The sequence below is a fragment of the Sphingomonas sp. LY29 genome, from assembly GCF_035593985.1.
In the GTDB taxonomy this organism is placed as follows: Bacteria; Pseudomonadota; Alphaproteobacteria; order Sphingomonadales; family Sphingomonadaceae; genus Sphingomicrobium.
Window position 1 is genome coordinate 1412714 of record NZ_CP141587.1, and the last position, 15402, is coordinate 1428115.

The window sequence follows — 15402 nt, forward strand, 5'->3', positions numbered from 1 at the left end:
AGAAAGCGATTCTCGTCTGAACGACGCGCGCTTGGCCACGGGAAAGTGACGAGATTTGCCGCGCTATCGCGCGATTCGGTCAGGCTTCGACTCGGTGACGGAAGGTCACGTTCACCCGCTTCGACATCAGCAGATAGGGAAGCCACAACGCGACGCTGATCAGCACCTTTTGGCTATTGCCCTCGAGTAGCGCGTGCAGCGCGTCGGCGACGCGCGGCGGCAGCCCACCTACGCCAGCCACGGTGCCCGCGATCGTCAGTTGCATCGCCAGATCGAACAGCCAGATTGCCACCAGCAGGCGAGGGAACAGCGGCACCCGGCGCAGCGCCGCCACGAACGCAATCGTATAAAGGCTGGAGAGCAGCACCACGTCGAGCGTCATGAACAAGTGCAGCGTCGACAGCCAATGCGGCACCGGCCCCGACAAAGCGGGAATGGCAGCGAGATATTCCAGCGCACGAACCGGCACGTTCAGCAGCATGCCGACCAGCAGCGACACCATGATCCCGCTCGTCCCGTAAAGACGATGGCCCCGGGCCTCGGCCGCATCGACCGACCGCCACCGTCCGACGCGCGCCATCCGGATCGTCGGCTGCGGGATCGCGTCGCCGTCGCGGAACCAGTGAAGCGCCAATCCCATCGACAGCAACGGCGCGATCACTAGAAGCAAATAGGGCATCATCGTTGACAGATCGGGGGTCGCGGAAAGCGGGCTGACCATGATCCGCACGGCGGATGCCAGCACGGCGACGACCAGCCAGATCGTCATCACGCGCGGCAACCCGCCCTCCAGCGACTGCAACAGCGACGCCGACCGGGCATGCATGCGCGCGCCGAGGGCAACCGCCATGGTCCGGGCGTGTGGAGGGACGTTCATGTCGGACATGATGGGGCAGGGGACCTTTCAACATGGTAAATGCGCCGAAAGGCCGCGCGTTCCCCGCAAGAACCCCCTTGCCCGCTTGCCCGACTTCCTCCGTTCTGACATCAATCGTCCCGCTCGGAACGTTGCGATTGAGGGGAATCGCCGGTGCGTCGGGGCTATTCCATTCACATCGGCATGTTTCTACAGCGCTGACCTATGTCACCGGCTGCGATCCTGCTCGGCGATCGCCGCCGAACTGACGCTGTTCTCGGAAGGTGGGCTCTACGGTCGCCCGATGCCGTGGGACAGCGCGCTCGACGCCTATCTGCAGACCGGCATCGTCGGCGTCCGCGACCGCGCTTGGTTCGTCGATGGATCGGCGGCGGTCAGCCGCCCGGTGTGGCGCAACCTGTCGGCCGGCGTCGGGATGTGGGGCGGCGCGCAGCCGGGCCTCTCGCGGTTCGACGTCGGGCCACGAGTTTCGCTGAAGGTCGGCAACAAGATGAAGGTTCACCTCGATTACCGCCATCAGCTTGCCGGCAATGCGCTGCCCGGATCGGGCGCGGTGGTGACGCTGGGCGGCGACTTCTAAGGCCTTTCCGCCGCCGCCTTGGTGTTGACGTGTTTTTGCGGCTAGCGTCGCGTACGCACACTTCATGGATATCTACCTTCCCATCGCCGGCCAATCGGTCAACGCCCTGCTGATCGTCCTGCTTGGCGGGCTGGTCGGCCTGTTGTCGGGCATGTTCGGGGTCGGCGGCGGTTTCCTGACGACGCCGCTGCTCATCTTCTACGGCATTCCCCCGACCGTCGCGGTCGCGTCCGCGACGACCCAGATTACCGGCGCCAGCGTGTCGGGCGTCTATGCGCATTTCCAGCGCGGCGGCGTCGACCTGAAGATGGGCGGGGTGATGATCGCCGGCGGCGCGGTCGGCAGCATTGTCGGTGCCTTCCTGTTCAAGCTGCTGCAATCGTCGGGACAGATCGATCTCGTCATTGGCTTTCTCTACGTCACCTTGCTCGGCGGGATCGGCGGGCTGATGCTAAAGGACGCGCTGATCGCGCTCGGCTGGGTCAAGGTCGCGCCCCCCCGTGAGCGCCCGCGGCACAATCGCTGGGTTGCCAGCCTGCCGCTGCGCTGGCGCTTCTACGATTCGGGCCTCTACCTCTCGCCGCTGGCCCCGCTCGCGCTGGGCTTTCTCGCCGGGATCATGACCGTCCTGCTCGGCGTCGGCGGCGGCTTCATCCTCGTTCCCGCGATGATCTACATTCTCGGCATGGCCGCGCGCGTGGTCGTCGGCACCAGCCTCGTCATGATCCTTGCGGTCAGCGCGGTGACGACGATGGTCCACGCGATGACGACGCAGGCGGTCGACATCGTGCTGGCCGCTCTGCTGCTCGTCGGCGGTGTGATCGGCGCGCAATATGGCGCGGTGCTGGCGACCAAGCTGAAGCCCGACCTGCTTCGCCTTGCGCTCGCGATCATCATCCTGCTCGTCGCGCTGCGCATGCTGCTCGGCCTCGCGTGGCGTCCCGACGAAATCTACACGATCGAATATCTGTGAAGCGCGCGCTGATCCTCGCGCTCGCCGCGCCGATGCTGATGGCGCAATCGCCGGCGAACCAGCCCAAGCTGGTCCCCGACATTTCGTCGCGCTCGATCGAAATTCGCTATAGCTTCACCGGTGCGCAGCTGCTGCTGTTCGGCGCGATCCTCTATCCCGGCGGGCGCGTTCCGACCGACCCCGCCGACGTGGTCGTCGTCCTCAAAGGTCCGGTCGAACCGATTCTGGTGCGCGAAAAGCAGAAGATCGCCGGCATCTGGATGAACGCCGACTCGAACCGCTTCCGCTCGGCCCCCAGCTTCTACTCGGTCGCCTCGTCGCGGCCGGTGCGCGACCTCGTCGACGAGCGCACCGCCGCGATTTACGAGCTTGGCCTGCAGGACCTGCAGCTGTCGCCCGGCGGCGGCGCGCTTCCCGAAAAGGAACGGCGGTTCGAGGCTGGCCTGCTCGACCTCCGCCGCCGCGAGCGCCTCTACGGACAGGATCCGGACGGGGTCGAGATCAGTGAAGGCGTCCTCTACCGCGCGCGCATCGACATCCCCAGCAAGGTCCCGGTCGGCACCTACACTGCCGAGACCTTCCTCGTCGCCGACGGCAAGGTCATCGCCGCCGCCACGCGCGAGATCGAGATCGGCAAGTCGGGCTTCGAACGCTTCGTCGCGCTGGCCGCCGAACGCCACGGTTTCCTTTACGGCCTTGCCGCGGTGATCCTCTCGGTCGGCCTCGGCTGGGGCGCCGCAATGGCCTTCCGCCGCCGTTCCTAAGCGCTTGTTAACTCCGTTCGGCTACTCACCGCATCCTTGATCCGTTTTCGACAGGATGCGTGAGTATGAACGACCAGCCGGACCTGAGGCAGTTCCTCGACGAGTTCAGCAATTTCAGCGATGGCGGCGCGGTCGTGCCGATGGCCGGAAGCGCGCTCAAGGTGCCGACGATCGGCCAAGTGCTCGAGATCGCCGGGTCGGGATCGCGCGTCGTCATGGACACCGCGACGCTTGTCGAGCTCCAGGGCCATGAAGACCAGTCGATCGCCATGTCGGGACAGGTCGGCAGCCAGATCAAGATGAAGGTCGGGATCAGCTGGCTGATCGCTAACGTCCGCACGCTTCGCGCCGGCGACGAGCCCGGCACCGTCATCGCCAACGTCGACTTTCTCGGCGAAGGCAGTGAGCGCAGTGACGGGGGCCTCGGCCATTTCCGTCGCGGCGTCACCCGCTATCCGATTCCCGGCGTCGCCGTGCTTCCGGTCACCACCGACGACATGCGCGCCATCTTCGCCGCCGACGATTCGCCGCACGTCGAAATCGGCACCGTCTATCCGACCGACGACATCCGCGGCACGCTCTACGTCGATCCGATGCTGTCGAAGCATTTCGCGATCCTGGGGTCGACCGGCACCGGTAAGTCGACTTCGGTCGCGCTGATCCTCCATCGCATTTCGGAGCTTAGCCCCGAGGGCCACATCGTCATGATCGATCCGCACGGCGAATATAGCGCCGCCTTCAAGTCGTGCGGCGAACTGTTCAACGTCGACAACCTTCAGCTGCCCTACTGGCTGCTCAACTTCGAGGAACATTGCGAAGTCCTGCTCACCACTGACGGGGCCGAGCGTCAGCGCGACGCCGACATCCTCGCCAAGGTGCTGCTCGCCGCGCGCACCAAGTCGAAATCGTCCGAACAATATGGCCGCGTCACCGTCGACTCGCCGATTCCTTATCTGCTGACCGACCTCAACCAGATCCTGGTCGCGGAAATGGGCAAGCTCGACCGTGCCGGCGACACCACGCCGTACCAACGGCTGAAGAACAAGCTCGACGAGATCCGCGCCGATCCGCGCTACAGCTTCATGTTCTCTGGCATGCTCGTCGGCGACACGATGGCCAGCTTCATCGGCAAGCTGTTCCGCCTGCCGTCGAACGGTCGCCCCATCTCGATCGTCGACGTGTCGGGGGTTCCCAGCGAAGTCACCAGCGTCGTCGTCTCAGTGCTGGCGCGGATGGTGTTCGACTATGCGATCTGGTCGCGGACCGAGGCGCAGCGACCGCTGCTGCTCGTCTGCGAAGAAGCCCACCGCTATGTTCCCAAGGATGAGAATGCGAGCGGCCAGGCTGTCCGCAAGATCCTCGAGCGGATCGCCAAGGAAGGCCGTAAATACGGCGTCAGCCTGGGCCTCATCACGCAGCGCCCGTCGGATCTTGCCGAAGGCGTGTTGTCGCAGTGCGGCACGATCATTTCCATGCGTCTCAACAACGACCGAGATCAGGCCTGCGTGCGCGCCGCGATGCCCGAAGGCGCGCGTGGGTTCCTCGATGCGATCCCGGCGCTTCGCAACCGCGAATGCATCGTCTGCGGCGAAGGTGTCGCGATCCCGATCCGCGTTCGCTTCGACGATCTCGAACCCGAAAAGCGTCCCGCCTCGAGCGACCCCAGCTTCGCCGCCTCATGGCGCGAAGTCGGCGACGAGGCCGGCATCATCGGCCGCACCGTCAAACGCTGGCGCGGCCACGGGCGGTAAGGCGGGCGGGTAGCCCCCTTCCGACCTCCCCGATTGATCGCGAACCGGACAATCTGACCGCTTGCGCGGGCACGAAATGTTCGATTATCACGGCGTTCAATACGTGCTGGGGGGCATCCGAATGAACCTGATCACGCTGTGTGGCGCGCTCGCGCTTGCGCATCCGACGGCGGCGGCGCCGCAGGCCGATCCAGCCACGGTGCCGGCCGTCGTCGCGTCGACCGTGAAGGTCCCGGCGCTGACGCCGCTCCGCCTGAGGGTCGAGGGCGAGGTCAACTCGAACACGCATGTTACGGGCGACAAGATCGTCATCGTGCTCGCGGTCCCGCTTAAAGTCACGGACACGCTCGCAATCCCGGCAGGGACCAAGGGCGTTGGCGAGGTCGTTCACGCTGCCAAAAAGGGGATGGGCGGAAAGGCAGGGGAACTGCTTCTCGCCGCCCGGACGCTGGAGTTGGCGCCAGGCGTCACCATCCCGCTTCGATCTTTCCGGCTCGCGCCGGCTACCGGCAAGAATAACGAGGGTCTCGCGACCGGCTTGACGATCGCCGGCGGTGCCATCGGCGGGATCGCGGCGATGGTCACCACTGGCCACTCGGCCGTCGTGCCGAACGGCACCGAAGCCTTCGCCAAGACATCGGCCGACATCGAACTTCCGCTCCACCTGCTGGTGCCGACGGTGAATGCGGCTGTGCCGATCGTGCTGCCTCAGCCGGTCACCTCAAACGCTATCAAGTAAGAACTCAGGGGGATTTTTCGTGACCAAGATGATGTTGCTTTCGTTTTCCGCACTGCTGCTCGCCCCGGCGACCTCGCTCGCCGCCGACAAGCCCGCCGCCGCGCCCATCGTCCTTCCCTCGCCGAAGCCTGGCCTGGGTCAAGTGGTGTTCTTCCGTCCCGGCGGGATGGGCGCCGCGATGAAGTGCACGGTACGTGAAAATGGCAAGATGGTGGGTCGGGTTCACGGCAATCGCTACTATGTCGTCGATGCCGCGCCGGGCGTTCACACATACACGGCAAAAAGCGAAGCGACGGACGCGGTGACCGTGCAGGTCGAGCCCGACGAGACCAGCTTCGTGAAGTGCAAGATCGCGATGGGCATGATGGTTGGCCGTCCCAACCTGTCGCCAGGCACCGAAGAGGAATTCACGAAGCTTTCGCCAAAGCTCAAGCCGATGGACGCCGCAATGATCGCGGAAGAAATGGCGAAGGACGAAAGCAAGCTAAAGGCGGAAGCCGCGAAAAAGGGCGAGGGCGCCGCGAATTAAGCCCGACGCAGGTCCAAGACGGCCGGTCCGCGACTAGCGCGTGCCGGCCGTTTTGATTCGGGCCTCACCCGCGCGTGCCGACCGCCATCAATTGGCCGAGCCGCGCCTTGAAGCGGGTCAAATTGTCGCCGTTGAGCAGCGAGCGGCTGGCGAACTTGACGCCTATCGGATTGACCGGGCGGCCGTCGCGATAGACTTCGTAGTGAAGATGCGGGCCGGTCGACAGGCCGCTGGATCCGACATAGCCGATCAGCTGGCCCGCGCGGACCATGCTGCCGGGTTCGACCACCAGCCGGCTCATGTGGCTATAGCTGGTCATCAGCCCGCCACCGTGCGCGATCCGCACTTGCCGGCCATATCCGCCCGCCCATCCCGCCCGCGCCACCTGTCCGTCCGACGCAGCGACGATCGGCGCGCCCGAGGGAGCGCCGAAGTCGATTCCCTTGTGCATCCGGGCGAAGCGCAGGATCGGGTGAACCCGCGGCCCGAAGCCCGAGGTAATGCGCCCCTGCACCGGCCACGCCATCGCCGCGACCTGTCGCCCCGCGCCCGCCGTATCGATCCATTCGGCGCGGCCCCCGACCGGCCATTTCATCAGGCGGACCGCCGGCGCGCCCGATCGTTCGATCGCGGCATAGAGCAATGGCCCGCTCTGATTCTCGCCGGTCGCGGCGCGGCGGTTGGAGATGATCAGGTCGAAGCGGTCATCGGGGCCGACTCCGCCGCCGACGTCGATCACGCCGCCGATCGCGCGCAGATATTCGCTTGCGGTCTGCGTGCCGACACCCGACGAGCGCAGCGCCCAGTACAGACCGTCGCCCACGCGTCCGCGAACGCGCAGGGGGGTGGCGTCGACGGCGATGCGGCTGGCCTCAACCGACAGGCCGTTCGTACCGCCGACGATGGCGAGGTTGAGATCGAGCCCAGCGCGCAGCGCGACGCGGTCGATCGGGCGCCTGCCCGCCGCGGTCCGCCGGCCGAGCCGGATCGAGATGTTGGTGCCCGGCGCGATCCCTCCCGGCGCCGATGCCGCGATCAGCCGCGCCGCCTGTCCCGCTTCGCCGAAGCCGACCCCGGCGCGCGCCAGCAACCGCGCAATCGTATCGCCCGTGCCAAGCTTCGCGAACAATTCGATCGTCGGGCGTTCGGGCGCATGCGTCAGCGGCTCGACCAGCGTGGTCGCCGCCATCCGCCCTCCAGTGCGTGATCCGCTTATCGCCGTCCCGATCGCCGCCGCGCGAAATTGCTCGGCCTCGGCCGATCCCACCAGATCGGGCTGGCCGGCAGGCAGCGGCTCGAACGGCGCCGGGGCCAGCAGTCCGACCGTTCCACACAGCAAGGCCAGCGTCGCCGCGCCGCGCCACCAGCGCGGCGACAGCAGGTCTTCCGCCAAATCGACTCGAAGGTCGAATTCGCGCCACGTCCGCGCCCGGCGACCGAACGTCGGCGCGAGGCCGATCGCGGGAGCCGTCCGCCAATGGGCGCGCATGTCGAGCAACGAATTTCCTTCCACGAGACGAACGTTCGCCCCGTCATGGTTAAAAGAGGTTAAAGTCGAATAAACGTCGGGTCGGCGACTTGCGCTTGGCGTCGCCCATGCCAAACTGCATGGCATGACCGGCGCCAGCGACGGGATCGTCCGGGCCATCCTTGGCCCCACCAACACCGGCAAGACATACTTGGCGATCGAGCGGATGTGCGCCCATTCGTCGGGGGTCATCGGTTTCCCGCTGCGCCTGCTGGCACGCGAGGTCTACGATCGGGTCGTCGCGATCAAGGGCGCGGCACAGGTGGCGCTGATCACAGGCGAAGAACGCATCGTTCCCAAGACCGCGCGCTATTTCCTGACCACTGCCGAAAGCATGCCCGTCGGCAACGAGGGCGAGGAAAAGCGCGACTTCGCCTTCGCCGCGATCGACGAGGCGCAGCTGGGCCAGGACCCCGAGCGCGGACACGTCTTTACCGACCGCATGCTGCGCGCCCGCGGCCGCGAGGAAACGCTGATCCTCGGCTCCGACACGCTCAAGCCGCTCGTGCGCAAGCTGCTGCCCGAGGCCGAGATCGTCAGCCGTCCGCGCTTTTCGACGCTGCGCTATGCCGGCTCGGCCAAGCTGTCACGCTTGCCGCCGCGAAGCGCGATCGTCGCCTTCTCCGCTGAGCAGGTTTACGCGCTCGCCGAGATGCTGCGCCGGTTCAAGGGCGGGTCGGCAGTGGTGATGGGCGCGCTGTCGCCCGCGACCCGCAATGCGCAGGTGGCGATGTTCCAGCGCGGCGAGGTCGATTACCTCGTCGCCACCGACGCGATCGGCATGGGCCTCAACATGGACGTGACCCACGTCGCCTTCGCGGGACTCGAAAAGTTCGACGGCCACCGCGACCGCCGCCTGACCATCCCCGAAATGGCGCAGATCGCGGGCCGCGCCGGGCGCCACCAGCGCGACGGCAGCTTCGGCACCCTGAGCCTCGGCGGGGAGCGCGGACCCGAATTCAGCGAGGAGGAAGCCCTTGCGATCGAGGACCACCGCTTCCGCCCGCTCGACCATCTCTATTGGCGTAGCGCCGATCTCGACTTCACCTCGGTCAACGACCTGATTCACAGCCTGGAGCAGCGCCCCGACGATCCGCTGCTTCGCGCCGCGCCGCTGGCGATCGATCTCGCGGTGCTCAAGCTGATCGCAGAGGATCCTGCCGTCGCCGCGCAGCGTGAGCGCCGCGCGCGGCGGCTATGGGCGGTGTGCGGGCTTCCCGATTTCCGCAAGGTCGGGCCGATGCACCATGCGCGCATGGTCCGCCGCCTTTACAGCTACATCGGCGAAGGCGGGCACATCCCGCACGAATGGTTCGCCGCCGAGGTCGCGCGGCTCGACAATGTCGTGGGCGATATCGAGGCGCTTGCCGACCGCCTCGCCGGCATCCGTAGCTGGGCCTACATTGCGCAGCGCTCGGACTGGCTTGCCGACCCCGACAAGTGGGCAGAGCGGACGCGCAGCGTCGAGGGCCGATTGAGCGATGCGCTTCACGAACGGCTGACCCAGCGCTTCGTCGACCGCCGTACCGCCGTGCTGGTGCGCGACATCGGCGCGCGCGGGGCCGACGCGTTGCCGGTGACGGTTGCCGCCGACGGCGAGGTCAGCGTCGGCCCCGAACCGATCGGCCACCTAGCCGGTTTTGAGTTTCGCGTCGACCCGACCGCGCGCCACGCCGACAAGCGGCTGCTGCTTGCCGCCGCCGAACGCCGCCTCGGCGATGAACTCGATCGTCGCGCCGCCGGCCTGTGTGCCGCAGACGACCATTGCTTCACCCTGGTCGAAGAAGCCGGCGGCCTTGGCATCGCGTGGGAGGGCCATATCCTCGCGCGCCTTGCGCCCGGACGAAGCCTGCTCGAGCCCGCGGTGCGCACCACGCGCCCGCTCGACCGCCTGTCCGCCACCCGCCGCGCCGCCCTCCGCGCGCGGCTCGAGCGCTGGGTCGAGGGCCAGGTGACGCGACAGCTTCCCGCGCTTCGCTCGCTCGCGCGCGCCGCCGCCGACCCTGCCGCAACACCCGGCGTTCGCGCGCTCGCGGCGATGCTCACCGATGCGGGCGGCACGCTGCCGCGCCGAGCACTGACCGAGCAACTCGCCGCGCTCGACCGCGTCGACCGCCATGCGCTTCACCGGCTCAAGGTTCGCCTGGGCGCGCTCGACCTGTTCGTCCCGGCGCTGCTCAAGCCCGGCGCGCAGTCGCTCCGCGCCGCATTGCTCAGCGTGCGCGCAAGCCAGCCGATGCCGCGCCTGCCCGCAGCCGGCGCCGCAACGCTCGACGGCAGCGCCGACCCGCGCGGCGCCGCGCTCGCCTACCGCCGCTTCGGCGCGACGTGGCTTCGGCTCGACCTTGCCGACCGGCTCGCGACCCACGCCCACCAGGCCCGCGCGATCAAGGGCGTCGACCCGATCGACCGCGCATTGGTAACCAGCCTCGGGCTCGACGAGGAAACCGTCCGCCGTCTCATGGCCGAGGTCGGCTTCGTTCCCGCCGGCGACGCGTGGAAATGGCGCGGGCAGCGCCACGTCCGCCGTCGCGAGCCTGTCCCCGCGCGTCCCGGCAACGCCTTTGCCGCCCTCGCCGGGCTGAAGCGCTAGTCGCCCTTGCGCCTCGACCGCTACCTGCACTGCATCCGGTTGGTGAAGAGCCGCACGCTTGCGCAGGCGCTGATCGAGGGCGGGCATGTCCGCGTCGATCGCAAGCGCGTTGCCAAGACTTCGGAAGATGTCCGCGTCGGATCGATCATTGCGCTCCCGCTCCACGGCCAGGTCCGGGTGATCGAGGTGCTTGTCCTGCCCCTCCGCCGCGGCCCGCCCGCGGAAGCGCGCACCTGCTATGCCGAGCGGACCGAGCCGCCGCAAAATGCGAACGTCTCGCAGCAACACCTCGCCGATTGACGCCGCGCGCCTCGCTGGCCTAGCGACGGGACAAACAAGGGAGCTCGACACCGCCATGACCTACGTCGTCACCGACGCCTGCATCCGCTGCAAATATATGGACTGCGTCGAAGTGTGTCCGGTCGATTGCTTCTACGAGGGCGAGAATATGCTCGTCATCAACCCCAACGAATGCATCGATTGCGGCGTGTGCGAGCCCGAGTGCCCGGCCGAAGCGATCCTGCCCGACACCGAGAGCGGACAGGAAAAGTGGCTCGAGCTCAACGCGACCTTCTCGGCCGAATGGCCCAACCTGACCCGAAAGAAGGACAGCCCCGCCGACGCCGACGAGCATAAGGGCGAGGAAGGCAAGTTCGATAAGTATTTTTCGAGCGAGCCCGGCGAAGGCGACTAAGCTCTAGGGGGGCGTCAAAGCCCGTCGCGATAATCAGCCAGCCGCGCCTCGAAGCGGCGGCGAAGGATCGCCGCCTCACGTGCGTCCCCGCCCGACACCGTGTCCCGCCGCTTGCCGCAATGGCGGGCGAATTGCTCGATCAGGTCGATCAGCTCGCCGACCTGCCGGCGCCGCCCCGTATCGTCGGGCGGCAAGTCGTCGAGCGCGTAGTGGACCAGCTCGGGGAGGCGCCGGTCGATCAGGACGCACAGATCCTTTGCATCGGGGTCGAGCTCGCTCTTGCCCAGCGCCAGCCGGCTGCGGTCGATCGACGACTTGATCGCGGACAGGCGCATCCCTTCCCTCGGCGCCAGCGACGTCAGGCGCCGCCAATCCCGCTCGAAGTCGGCGTTCACGCTCGGAGCGTGTGAGGGCGCGGCCGTCACCGCTCCTTTTTGCCGTCCAAGCCGCCACCGCTCGACCCGGGCCAGGATGACGACGATCGGGATCCACAGCGCAAAGGCGGACAACACCGTCACGAAAATCTGCGCCAGCACGTCGTCGGTGACCGCGAAGCCGATCCCGATCCCGGCGAGCGTGGACAAGCCAAATCCGATCGCGAAGCGCGTCGCGATCCGGACTCCGCGCTCCCAGTGGCTAACCATTCGCTCGCTGAGCGTCGGATAGGATTGGCGAAATTCCATCGCCGGATAATGGAGAGATTCCCATGCTTTTCAAGGGCGAGCCACCGTCGGAACGCTTCGTTCGAGCCTGTCTGACCGCCGCCAAGGCCGCCTCGGCGACCTTTCAAACCCGTTTCCCCGTCTTCCTCGCCGGGAACCTTGCATCGAATGGCGCGCTTGCCCGTCGATACAGGGGAGTTGCACCATGAATTTTGCCCGTTCCATCCTTCTCGCCACCGCGCTGATGGCGACGCCCGCGCTGGCGCAAAGCACGACCGCCGACCAGCCGCCGCTGCTGCCCGACGTCCAGCCGCCGGCCGAATATCTCAGCATCGGTCTCGGCGCCGGTGTGGTCGCCGATTATGAGGGGTCGAACGACTATCGCATCATCCCCGGCGCGATCCTTCGTGCCAAGACGAACGGGATCAGCATCTCGTCGCGCGGCACCTATCTGTATGCCGACATCATTGATGGCGGTGGCAAGCTCGATGTCGACGCCGGCCCGATCGTCGGCGTCCGCCTCAATCGCACCGGCAAGGTCGAGGACGATGTCGTCAACCGCCTCCGCGACAAGAAAGCGGCGATCGAGGTGGGCGGCTTCGGCGGCGTGTCTATCAAGGGTCTCACCAACCCTTATGACTCGCTCAGCTTCCGTCTCGACGCGGTCAAGGACGTCGGCAATGCGCACGAAAGCTGGGTGTTCACTCCCTCGGTCGATTTCGGAACCCCGTTGTCGCTCAAGACCTACGTCGGCGCGTCGGTGTCAGCCGATTTCACCACCGACAAGTTCGCGCGCTATTATTTCGGGATCGACGCCGCCGACTCTTTGGCCAGCGGCCTGCCGACCTACACCCCCGAAGGCGGCATGAAGAGCTGGCAGGTCAGCCTACTCGCGACCCAATCGCTCAGCGGCGACCTGCGCAAGGGCTGGGGTCTGTTCGGCACCGGCAGCTACAAGCGCCTCGTCGGCGATTTCAAGGACAGCCCGATCGTCGCCGATCGCGGCAGCGCGGGCAATTGGTTCGGCGCGGTCGGCCTCGGCTACAGCTGGTAAGTCCCGCCTTCCACGGCAAGCACAAAAAAGGGCGGCACCATCGGTGCCGCCCTTCTTCGTTACAGGCTTGGCCTCGGCCTAGAAGCCGAAGGTGAAGCCGACGCGCGCGCCGACCTTGCCGCCCTTGTTGAAACCCTTGGCAATGCCCGCGTTGACGGCGGCATTCGGGCTGACCATCGCGCCGATGTTGAACGCACCGGCATAGGCACCGCGGTAGAAGCCGCCGTTGCCCGAGATGCTGATCGGCTTGTCAGGGATGAAGCCGAGGCCACCCAGCGCGATCGCGGTCGCAGTACCGGCCGAGGCGCGGTCGTCGATCCGGTCCAGGTCTTCGCCGAAGTTGATCGCCACGGCTTCAAGCGCGTCGATGCGACCGTCGAACGCAGTGTCCGCCGACAACAGGCCGTTGATCTGCGCCTGCTGCGCCGTGTCGCGCGTCTGCAGCGCGGTCACCGCGGTGTTGGTCGCGCCGAGCGAAGTCTGCAGCGTGCTGACCGAACCTGAGATCGACGTCAGCTGGCCGAAGTTGACCGCGTCGGTCGGGGCCGAGCCCGCCGCGACGTTGACGATGCGACGCTCGCCGCCGACCGTGCCGACCGACACCGTGTTGGCCTGCGTTGCGGTCGAGCCGACACCGATCGCGACGCTGTTCGCGCCCGATGCGACGGCCGAACGGCCGAGCGCGGTGCTGTCGTCGCCGGTCGCCTTGGCCGAGTTGCCGAGTGCGGTGCTGCGCGCACCCGTCGCGTCGGCTTCCCAGCCGATCGCGGTCGAGCCGAGCCCGGTCGCGTCCGAAAGCGCGCCGACCGCGGTCGAGTGGAAGCCGGTCGAGTTGGCGTTGAAGCCGACCGCGGTCGCTTCTTCGTCGGTCGCGTCGGCCTGGCTGCCGAGCGCGGTCGAGCGCAGGCCCGAGGCGGTTGCGATTTGGCCGACGGCGGTCGAGTTGGCGGTCGTCGCCGTGGCGCTACGGCCAAGCGCGGTGCTGTCGTCGCCGGTCGCCTTGGCCGAGTTGCCGAGCGAGGTGCTGCGCGCGCCGGTGGCATCGGCTTCCCAGCCGATCGCGGTCGAGCCGAGCCCGGTCGCGTCCGAAAGCGCTCCGATTGCGGTCGAGTGGAAGCCGGTCGAGTTGGCGTTGAAGCCAACTGCGGTCGCTTCTTCGTCGGTGGCATCGGCTTGGCTGCCGACGGCCGTCGAACGAAGGCCCGTTGCGTTGGCGACCTGGCCTACGGCGGTCGAGTTGGCAGTCGTCGCGGTGGCGCTGCGGCCGAGTGCGGTGCTGTCGGCGGCGGTCGCCTTGGCGGAGTTGCCTAGCGCGGTCGAACGGTCACCAAATGCATCGGCTTCCCAACCGATCGCGGTCGCGCCGATCCCGGTCGCATCCGACAGTGCGCCGAAGGCCGACGAATGGAACCCGGTCGAGTTGGCGTTGAAGCCAACCGCGGTCGCGTCGTCGTCGGTCGCGTCGGCGTCCTGGCCGACCGCGGTGGTGTTGACGTCGGTCGCATTGGCGGTGGTGCCGCACTCGAACGAACCGGGCGATGTGGGGGCCGTCTGAGGAACACCGTTGATGTCGCAGGCTTGCTGTGCCGCGGCGGGCGTCGCGATGGCGAGCGTGGCGAAGCCGATCGCCAGCACCGACGCCGATTTGAACATGGTCGAATTGGTCATGAGAATACCTCCCTGTTGGTCAGCATGCGAAACAGCCGCGTGCTGACTGGAACCGCTGGAATGCGGGCGCGCGCGACGGTCCCGTGTCGACAGGCGCTCTTGATGGATACGATGAATGAATTGGTGCGGATGCCGTCGGACGCAGGGTTTCGCGATTCCGCGAACGAATTGGTCGATGACGACAAACGAAACCCCACACGTCGTCGAATAGGACCGTGTCGGGACGACGAACGAACCACTCGAAGCTGCGTTAACCCATGGCCCCGCAATTGGTTGCAAACGCTCGATTAACAGGTAACGGCTCGACGGCGAGACTGCGGCGACCTATCGTCCGCGCCTCGCTCCATCAGGGAAAAGGGTTGCGTATGCGGAAGTTCGGAACGGTCATGCTTCTCGGCCTCGTCGCCGCCCCCGCCTTGGCGCAGACGGCGCCGGCCGCGCCACCGCTCAGCCGCGCGACCTTCCTCGCCACGATGGACGCCGAATATCGGCGGATCGACGCCAACAACGACGGCGGCGCGACCCGCGCCGAGGTTGCCGCCAACCAGCAGCGCATCGTCGCCGCCTCTGCGCAGGCGCGCATCGCCGCCGCCTTCGCGTCGATCGACAAGGACCGCAACGGACAGATCAGCCCCGCCGAATTCACCGCGGCCAACGGCGGCGGCAAGCTGCCCGCGGTCGATCCGACCGGCGTCATGTCGCGGCTGGACGGCAATCGCGACGGCAAGGTCACGCTGGTCGAATATCGCACGCTTACCCTTGCCAACTTCGACCGGCTCGACACCGACAAGGACGGCATCCTTTCCGCCGCCGAGCAGCGCGCCGGCGGCTTCGCGCGCTGACGCTTCCCCTTTCGCGCAAGCACGCCTAAAACCCAGGCCATCCCCGGGGAGCCGATTGCGGCTGAGAGGCAGTTCAAGACTGCGACCCGTCGAACCTGATCCGGTTTAGCCCGGCGTAGGGAGGGAAACGGCTCGCCCGTGTCCCTCC

Annotated in this window: 15 protein-coding genes and 1 riboswitch; of the genes, 11 read left to right on the forward strand and 4 right to left on the reverse strand. The window is 67.1% G+C overall.

Going from position 1 to position 15402, the window contains the following annotated elements:
* Window positions 1-79: 79 nt before the first annotated feature.
* Window positions 80-850: a DUF2569 family protein gene (locus SH584_RS07120; protein ID WP_324805872.1), complete on the reverse strand. Its 771-nt coding sequence runs from the start codon at window positions 848-850 to the stop codon at window positions 80-82.
* 310 nt (window positions 851-1160) lie between these two features.
* Here SH584_RS07120 and SH584_RS07125 point away from each other — a divergent pair, with 310 nt between their 5' ends.
* The 6 genes from SH584_RS07125 (at window position 1161) to SH584_RS07150 (ending at window position 6213) form a co-directional block, all read left to right on the forward strand.
* Window positions 1161-1457, forward strand: coding sequence for a hypothetical protein (locus tag SH584_RS07125; RefSeq protein WP_324805874.1), 297 nt, complete (start codon window positions 1161-1163; stop codon window positions 1455-1457).
* Between the two features lie 64 nt (window positions 1458-1521).
* The gene (locus tag SH584_RS07130) at window positions 1522-2430 is read left to right on the forward strand and encodes a sulfite exporter TauE/SafE family protein (RefSeq protein WP_324805876.1); all 909 of its coding nucleotides are present in this window, start codon (window positions 1522-1524) and stop codon (window positions 2428-2430) included.
* 32 nt (window positions 2431-2462) lie between these two features.
* Window positions 2463-3194, forward strand: coding sequence for a TIGR02186 family protein (locus SH584_RS07135; RefSeq protein WP_416385173.1), 732 nt, complete (start codon window positions 2463-2465; stop codon window positions 3192-3194).
* A gap of 65 nt (window positions 3195-3259) precedes the next feature.
* Window positions 3260-4945: an ATP-binding protein gene (locus SH584_RS07140; protein ID WP_416222269.1), complete on the forward strand. Its 1686-nt coding sequence runs from the start codon at window positions 3260-3262 to the stop codon at window positions 4943-4945.
* Window positions 4946-5066: 121 nt separating this feature from the next.
* Complete coding sequence (locus SH584_RS07145; RefSeq protein WP_324805880.1) at window positions 5067-5684, forward strand: hypothetical protein; 618 nt, start codon at window positions 5067-5069, stop codon at window positions 5682-5684.
* Window positions 5685-5712: 28 nt separating this feature from the next.
* The gene (locus SH584_RS07150) at window positions 5713-6213 is read left to right on the forward strand and encodes a DUF2846 domain-containing protein (RefSeq protein ID WP_324809519.1); all 501 of its coding nucleotides are present in this window, start codon (window positions 5713-5715) and stop codon (window positions 6211-6213) included.
* A 64-nt stretch (window positions 6214-6277) separates the two neighbouring features.
* Here SH584_RS07150 and SH584_RS07155 read toward each other — a convergent pair whose 3' ends face one another.
* A complete protein-coding gene (locus SH584_RS07155) occupies window positions 6278-7702 on the reverse strand; it encodes a M23 family metallopeptidase (RefSeq protein ID WP_324809521.1) in 1425 nt (474 codons plus the stop codon).
* Between the two features lie 124 nt (window positions 7703-7826).
* On the opposite strand from SH584_RS07155, the gene SH584_RS07160 reads away from it, so the two are divergent.
* From SH584_RS07160 to fdxA, 3 genes are read left to right on the forward strand one after another with little or no spacing between them, the layout of a single operon-like run.
* Window positions 7827-10334 (forward strand): helicase-related protein, encoded by a 2508-nt coding sequence (locus SH584_RS07160; protein ID WP_324805882.1) that lies wholly within the window; start codon window positions 7827-7829, stop codon window positions 10332-10334.
* Between the two features lie 6 nt (window positions 10335-10340).
* Complete coding sequence (locus SH584_RS07165; protein WP_324805883.1) at window positions 10341-10634, forward strand: RNA-binding S4 domain-containing protein; 294 nt, start codon at window positions 10341-10343, stop codon at window positions 10632-10634.
* Window positions 10635-10689: 55 nt separating this feature from the next.
* Window positions 10690-11028 (forward strand): ferredoxin FdxA, encoded by a 339-nt coding sequence (gene fdxA, locus SH584_RS07170; RefSeq protein ID WP_322841876.1) that lies wholly within the window; start codon window positions 10690-10692, stop codon window positions 11026-11028.
* A 14-nt stretch (window positions 11029-11042) separates the two neighbouring features.
* On the opposite strand, the gene SH584_RS07175 is transcribed toward fdxA, so the two are convergent.
* Complete coding sequence (locus SH584_RS07175; RefSeq protein WP_324805886.1) at window positions 11043-11711, reverse strand: hypothetical protein; 669 nt, start codon at window positions 11709-11711, stop codon at window positions 11043-11045.
* 184 nt (window positions 11712-11895) lie between these two features.
* On the opposite strand from SH584_RS07175, the gene SH584_RS07180 reads away from it, so the two are divergent.
* Window positions 11896-12744 (forward strand): MipA/OmpV family protein, encoded by an 849-nt coding sequence (locus SH584_RS07180; protein WP_324805887.1) that lies wholly within the window; start codon window positions 11896-11898, stop codon window positions 12742-12744.
* A 78-nt stretch (window positions 12745-12822) separates the two neighbouring features.
* Here SH584_RS07180 and SH584_RS07185 read toward each other — a convergent pair whose 3' ends face one another.
* A complete protein-coding gene (locus SH584_RS07185) occupies window positions 12823-14412 on the reverse strand; it encodes a YadA-like family protein (protein WP_322841873.1) in 1590 nt (529 codons plus the stop codon).
* A gap of 365 nt (window positions 14413-14777) precedes the next feature.
* On the opposite strand from SH584_RS07185, the gene SH584_RS07190 reads away from it, so the two are divergent.
* A complete protein-coding gene (locus tag SH584_RS07190) occupies window positions 14778-15254 on the forward strand; it encodes an EF-hand domain-containing protein (RefSeq protein WP_324809523.1) in 477 nt (158 codons plus the stop codon).
* A 34-nt stretch (window positions 15255-15288) separates the two neighbouring features.
* Window positions 15289-15393: riboswitch (TPP riboswitch) on the forward strand.
* Window positions 15394-15402 lie beyond the last annotated feature (9 nt).

What these genes read in the sequence shown, in the direction of transcription:
- SH584_RS07120 (WP_324805872.1), bottom strand. Translation starts at nt 850, where the DNA reads ATGGCGGTTGCCCTCGGCGCGCGCATGCATGCCCGGTCGGCGTCGCTG.
- SH584_RS07125 (WP_324805874.1), top strand. Translation starts at nt 1,161, where the DNA reads ATGCCGTGGGACAGCGCGCTCGACGCCTATCTGCAGACCGGCATCGTC.
- SH584_RS07130 (WP_324805876.1), top strand. Translation starts at nt 1,522, where the DNA reads ATGGATATCTACCTTCCCATCGCCGGCCAATCGGTCAACGCCCTGCTG.
- SH584_RS07135 (WP_416385173.1), top strand. Translation starts at nt 2,463, where the DNA reads ATGCTGATGGCGCAATCGCCGGCGAACCAGCCCAAGCTGGTCCCCGAC.
- SH584_RS07140 (WP_416222269.1), top strand. Translation starts at nt 3,260, where the DNA reads ATGAACGACCAGCCGGACCTGAGGCAGTTCCTCGACGAGTTCAGCAAT.
- SH584_RS07145 (WP_324805880.1), top strand. Translation starts at nt 5,067, where the DNA reads ATGAACCTGATCACGCTGTGTGGCGCGCTCGCGCTTGCGCATCCGACG.
- SH584_RS07150 (WP_324809519.1), top strand. Translation starts at nt 5,713, where the DNA reads ATGATGTTGCTTTCGTTTTCCGCACTGCTGCTCGCCCCGGCGACCTCG.
- SH584_RS07155 (WP_324809521.1), bottom strand. Translation starts at nt 7,702, where the DNA reads ATGCGCGCCCATTGGCGGACGGCTCCCGCGATCGGCCTCGCGCCGACG.
- SH584_RS07160 (WP_324805882.1), top strand. Translation starts at nt 7,827, where the DNA reads ATGACCGGCGCCAGCGACGGGATCGTCCGGGCCATCCTTGGCCCCACC.
- fdxA (WP_322841876.1), top strand. Translation starts at nt 10,690, where the DNA reads ATGACCTACGTCGTCACCGACGCCTGCATCCGCTGCAAATATATGGAC.
- SH584_RS07175 (WP_324805886.1), bottom strand. Translation starts at nt 11,711, where the DNA reads ATGGAATTTCGCCAATCCTATCCGACGCTCAGCGAGCGAATGGTTAGC.
- SH584_RS07180 (WP_324805887.1), top strand. Translation starts at nt 11,896, where the DNA reads ATGAATTTTGCCCGTTCCATCCTTCTCGCCACCGCGCTGATGGCGACG.
- SH584_RS07185 (WP_322841873.1), bottom strand. Translation starts at nt 14,412, where the DNA reads ATGACCAATTCGACCATGTTCAAATCGGCGTCGGTGCTGGCGATCGGC.
- SH584_RS07190 (WP_324809523.1), top strand. Translation starts at nt 14,778, where the DNA reads ATGCGGAAGTTCGGAACGGTCATGCTTCTCGGCCTCGTCGCCGCCCCC.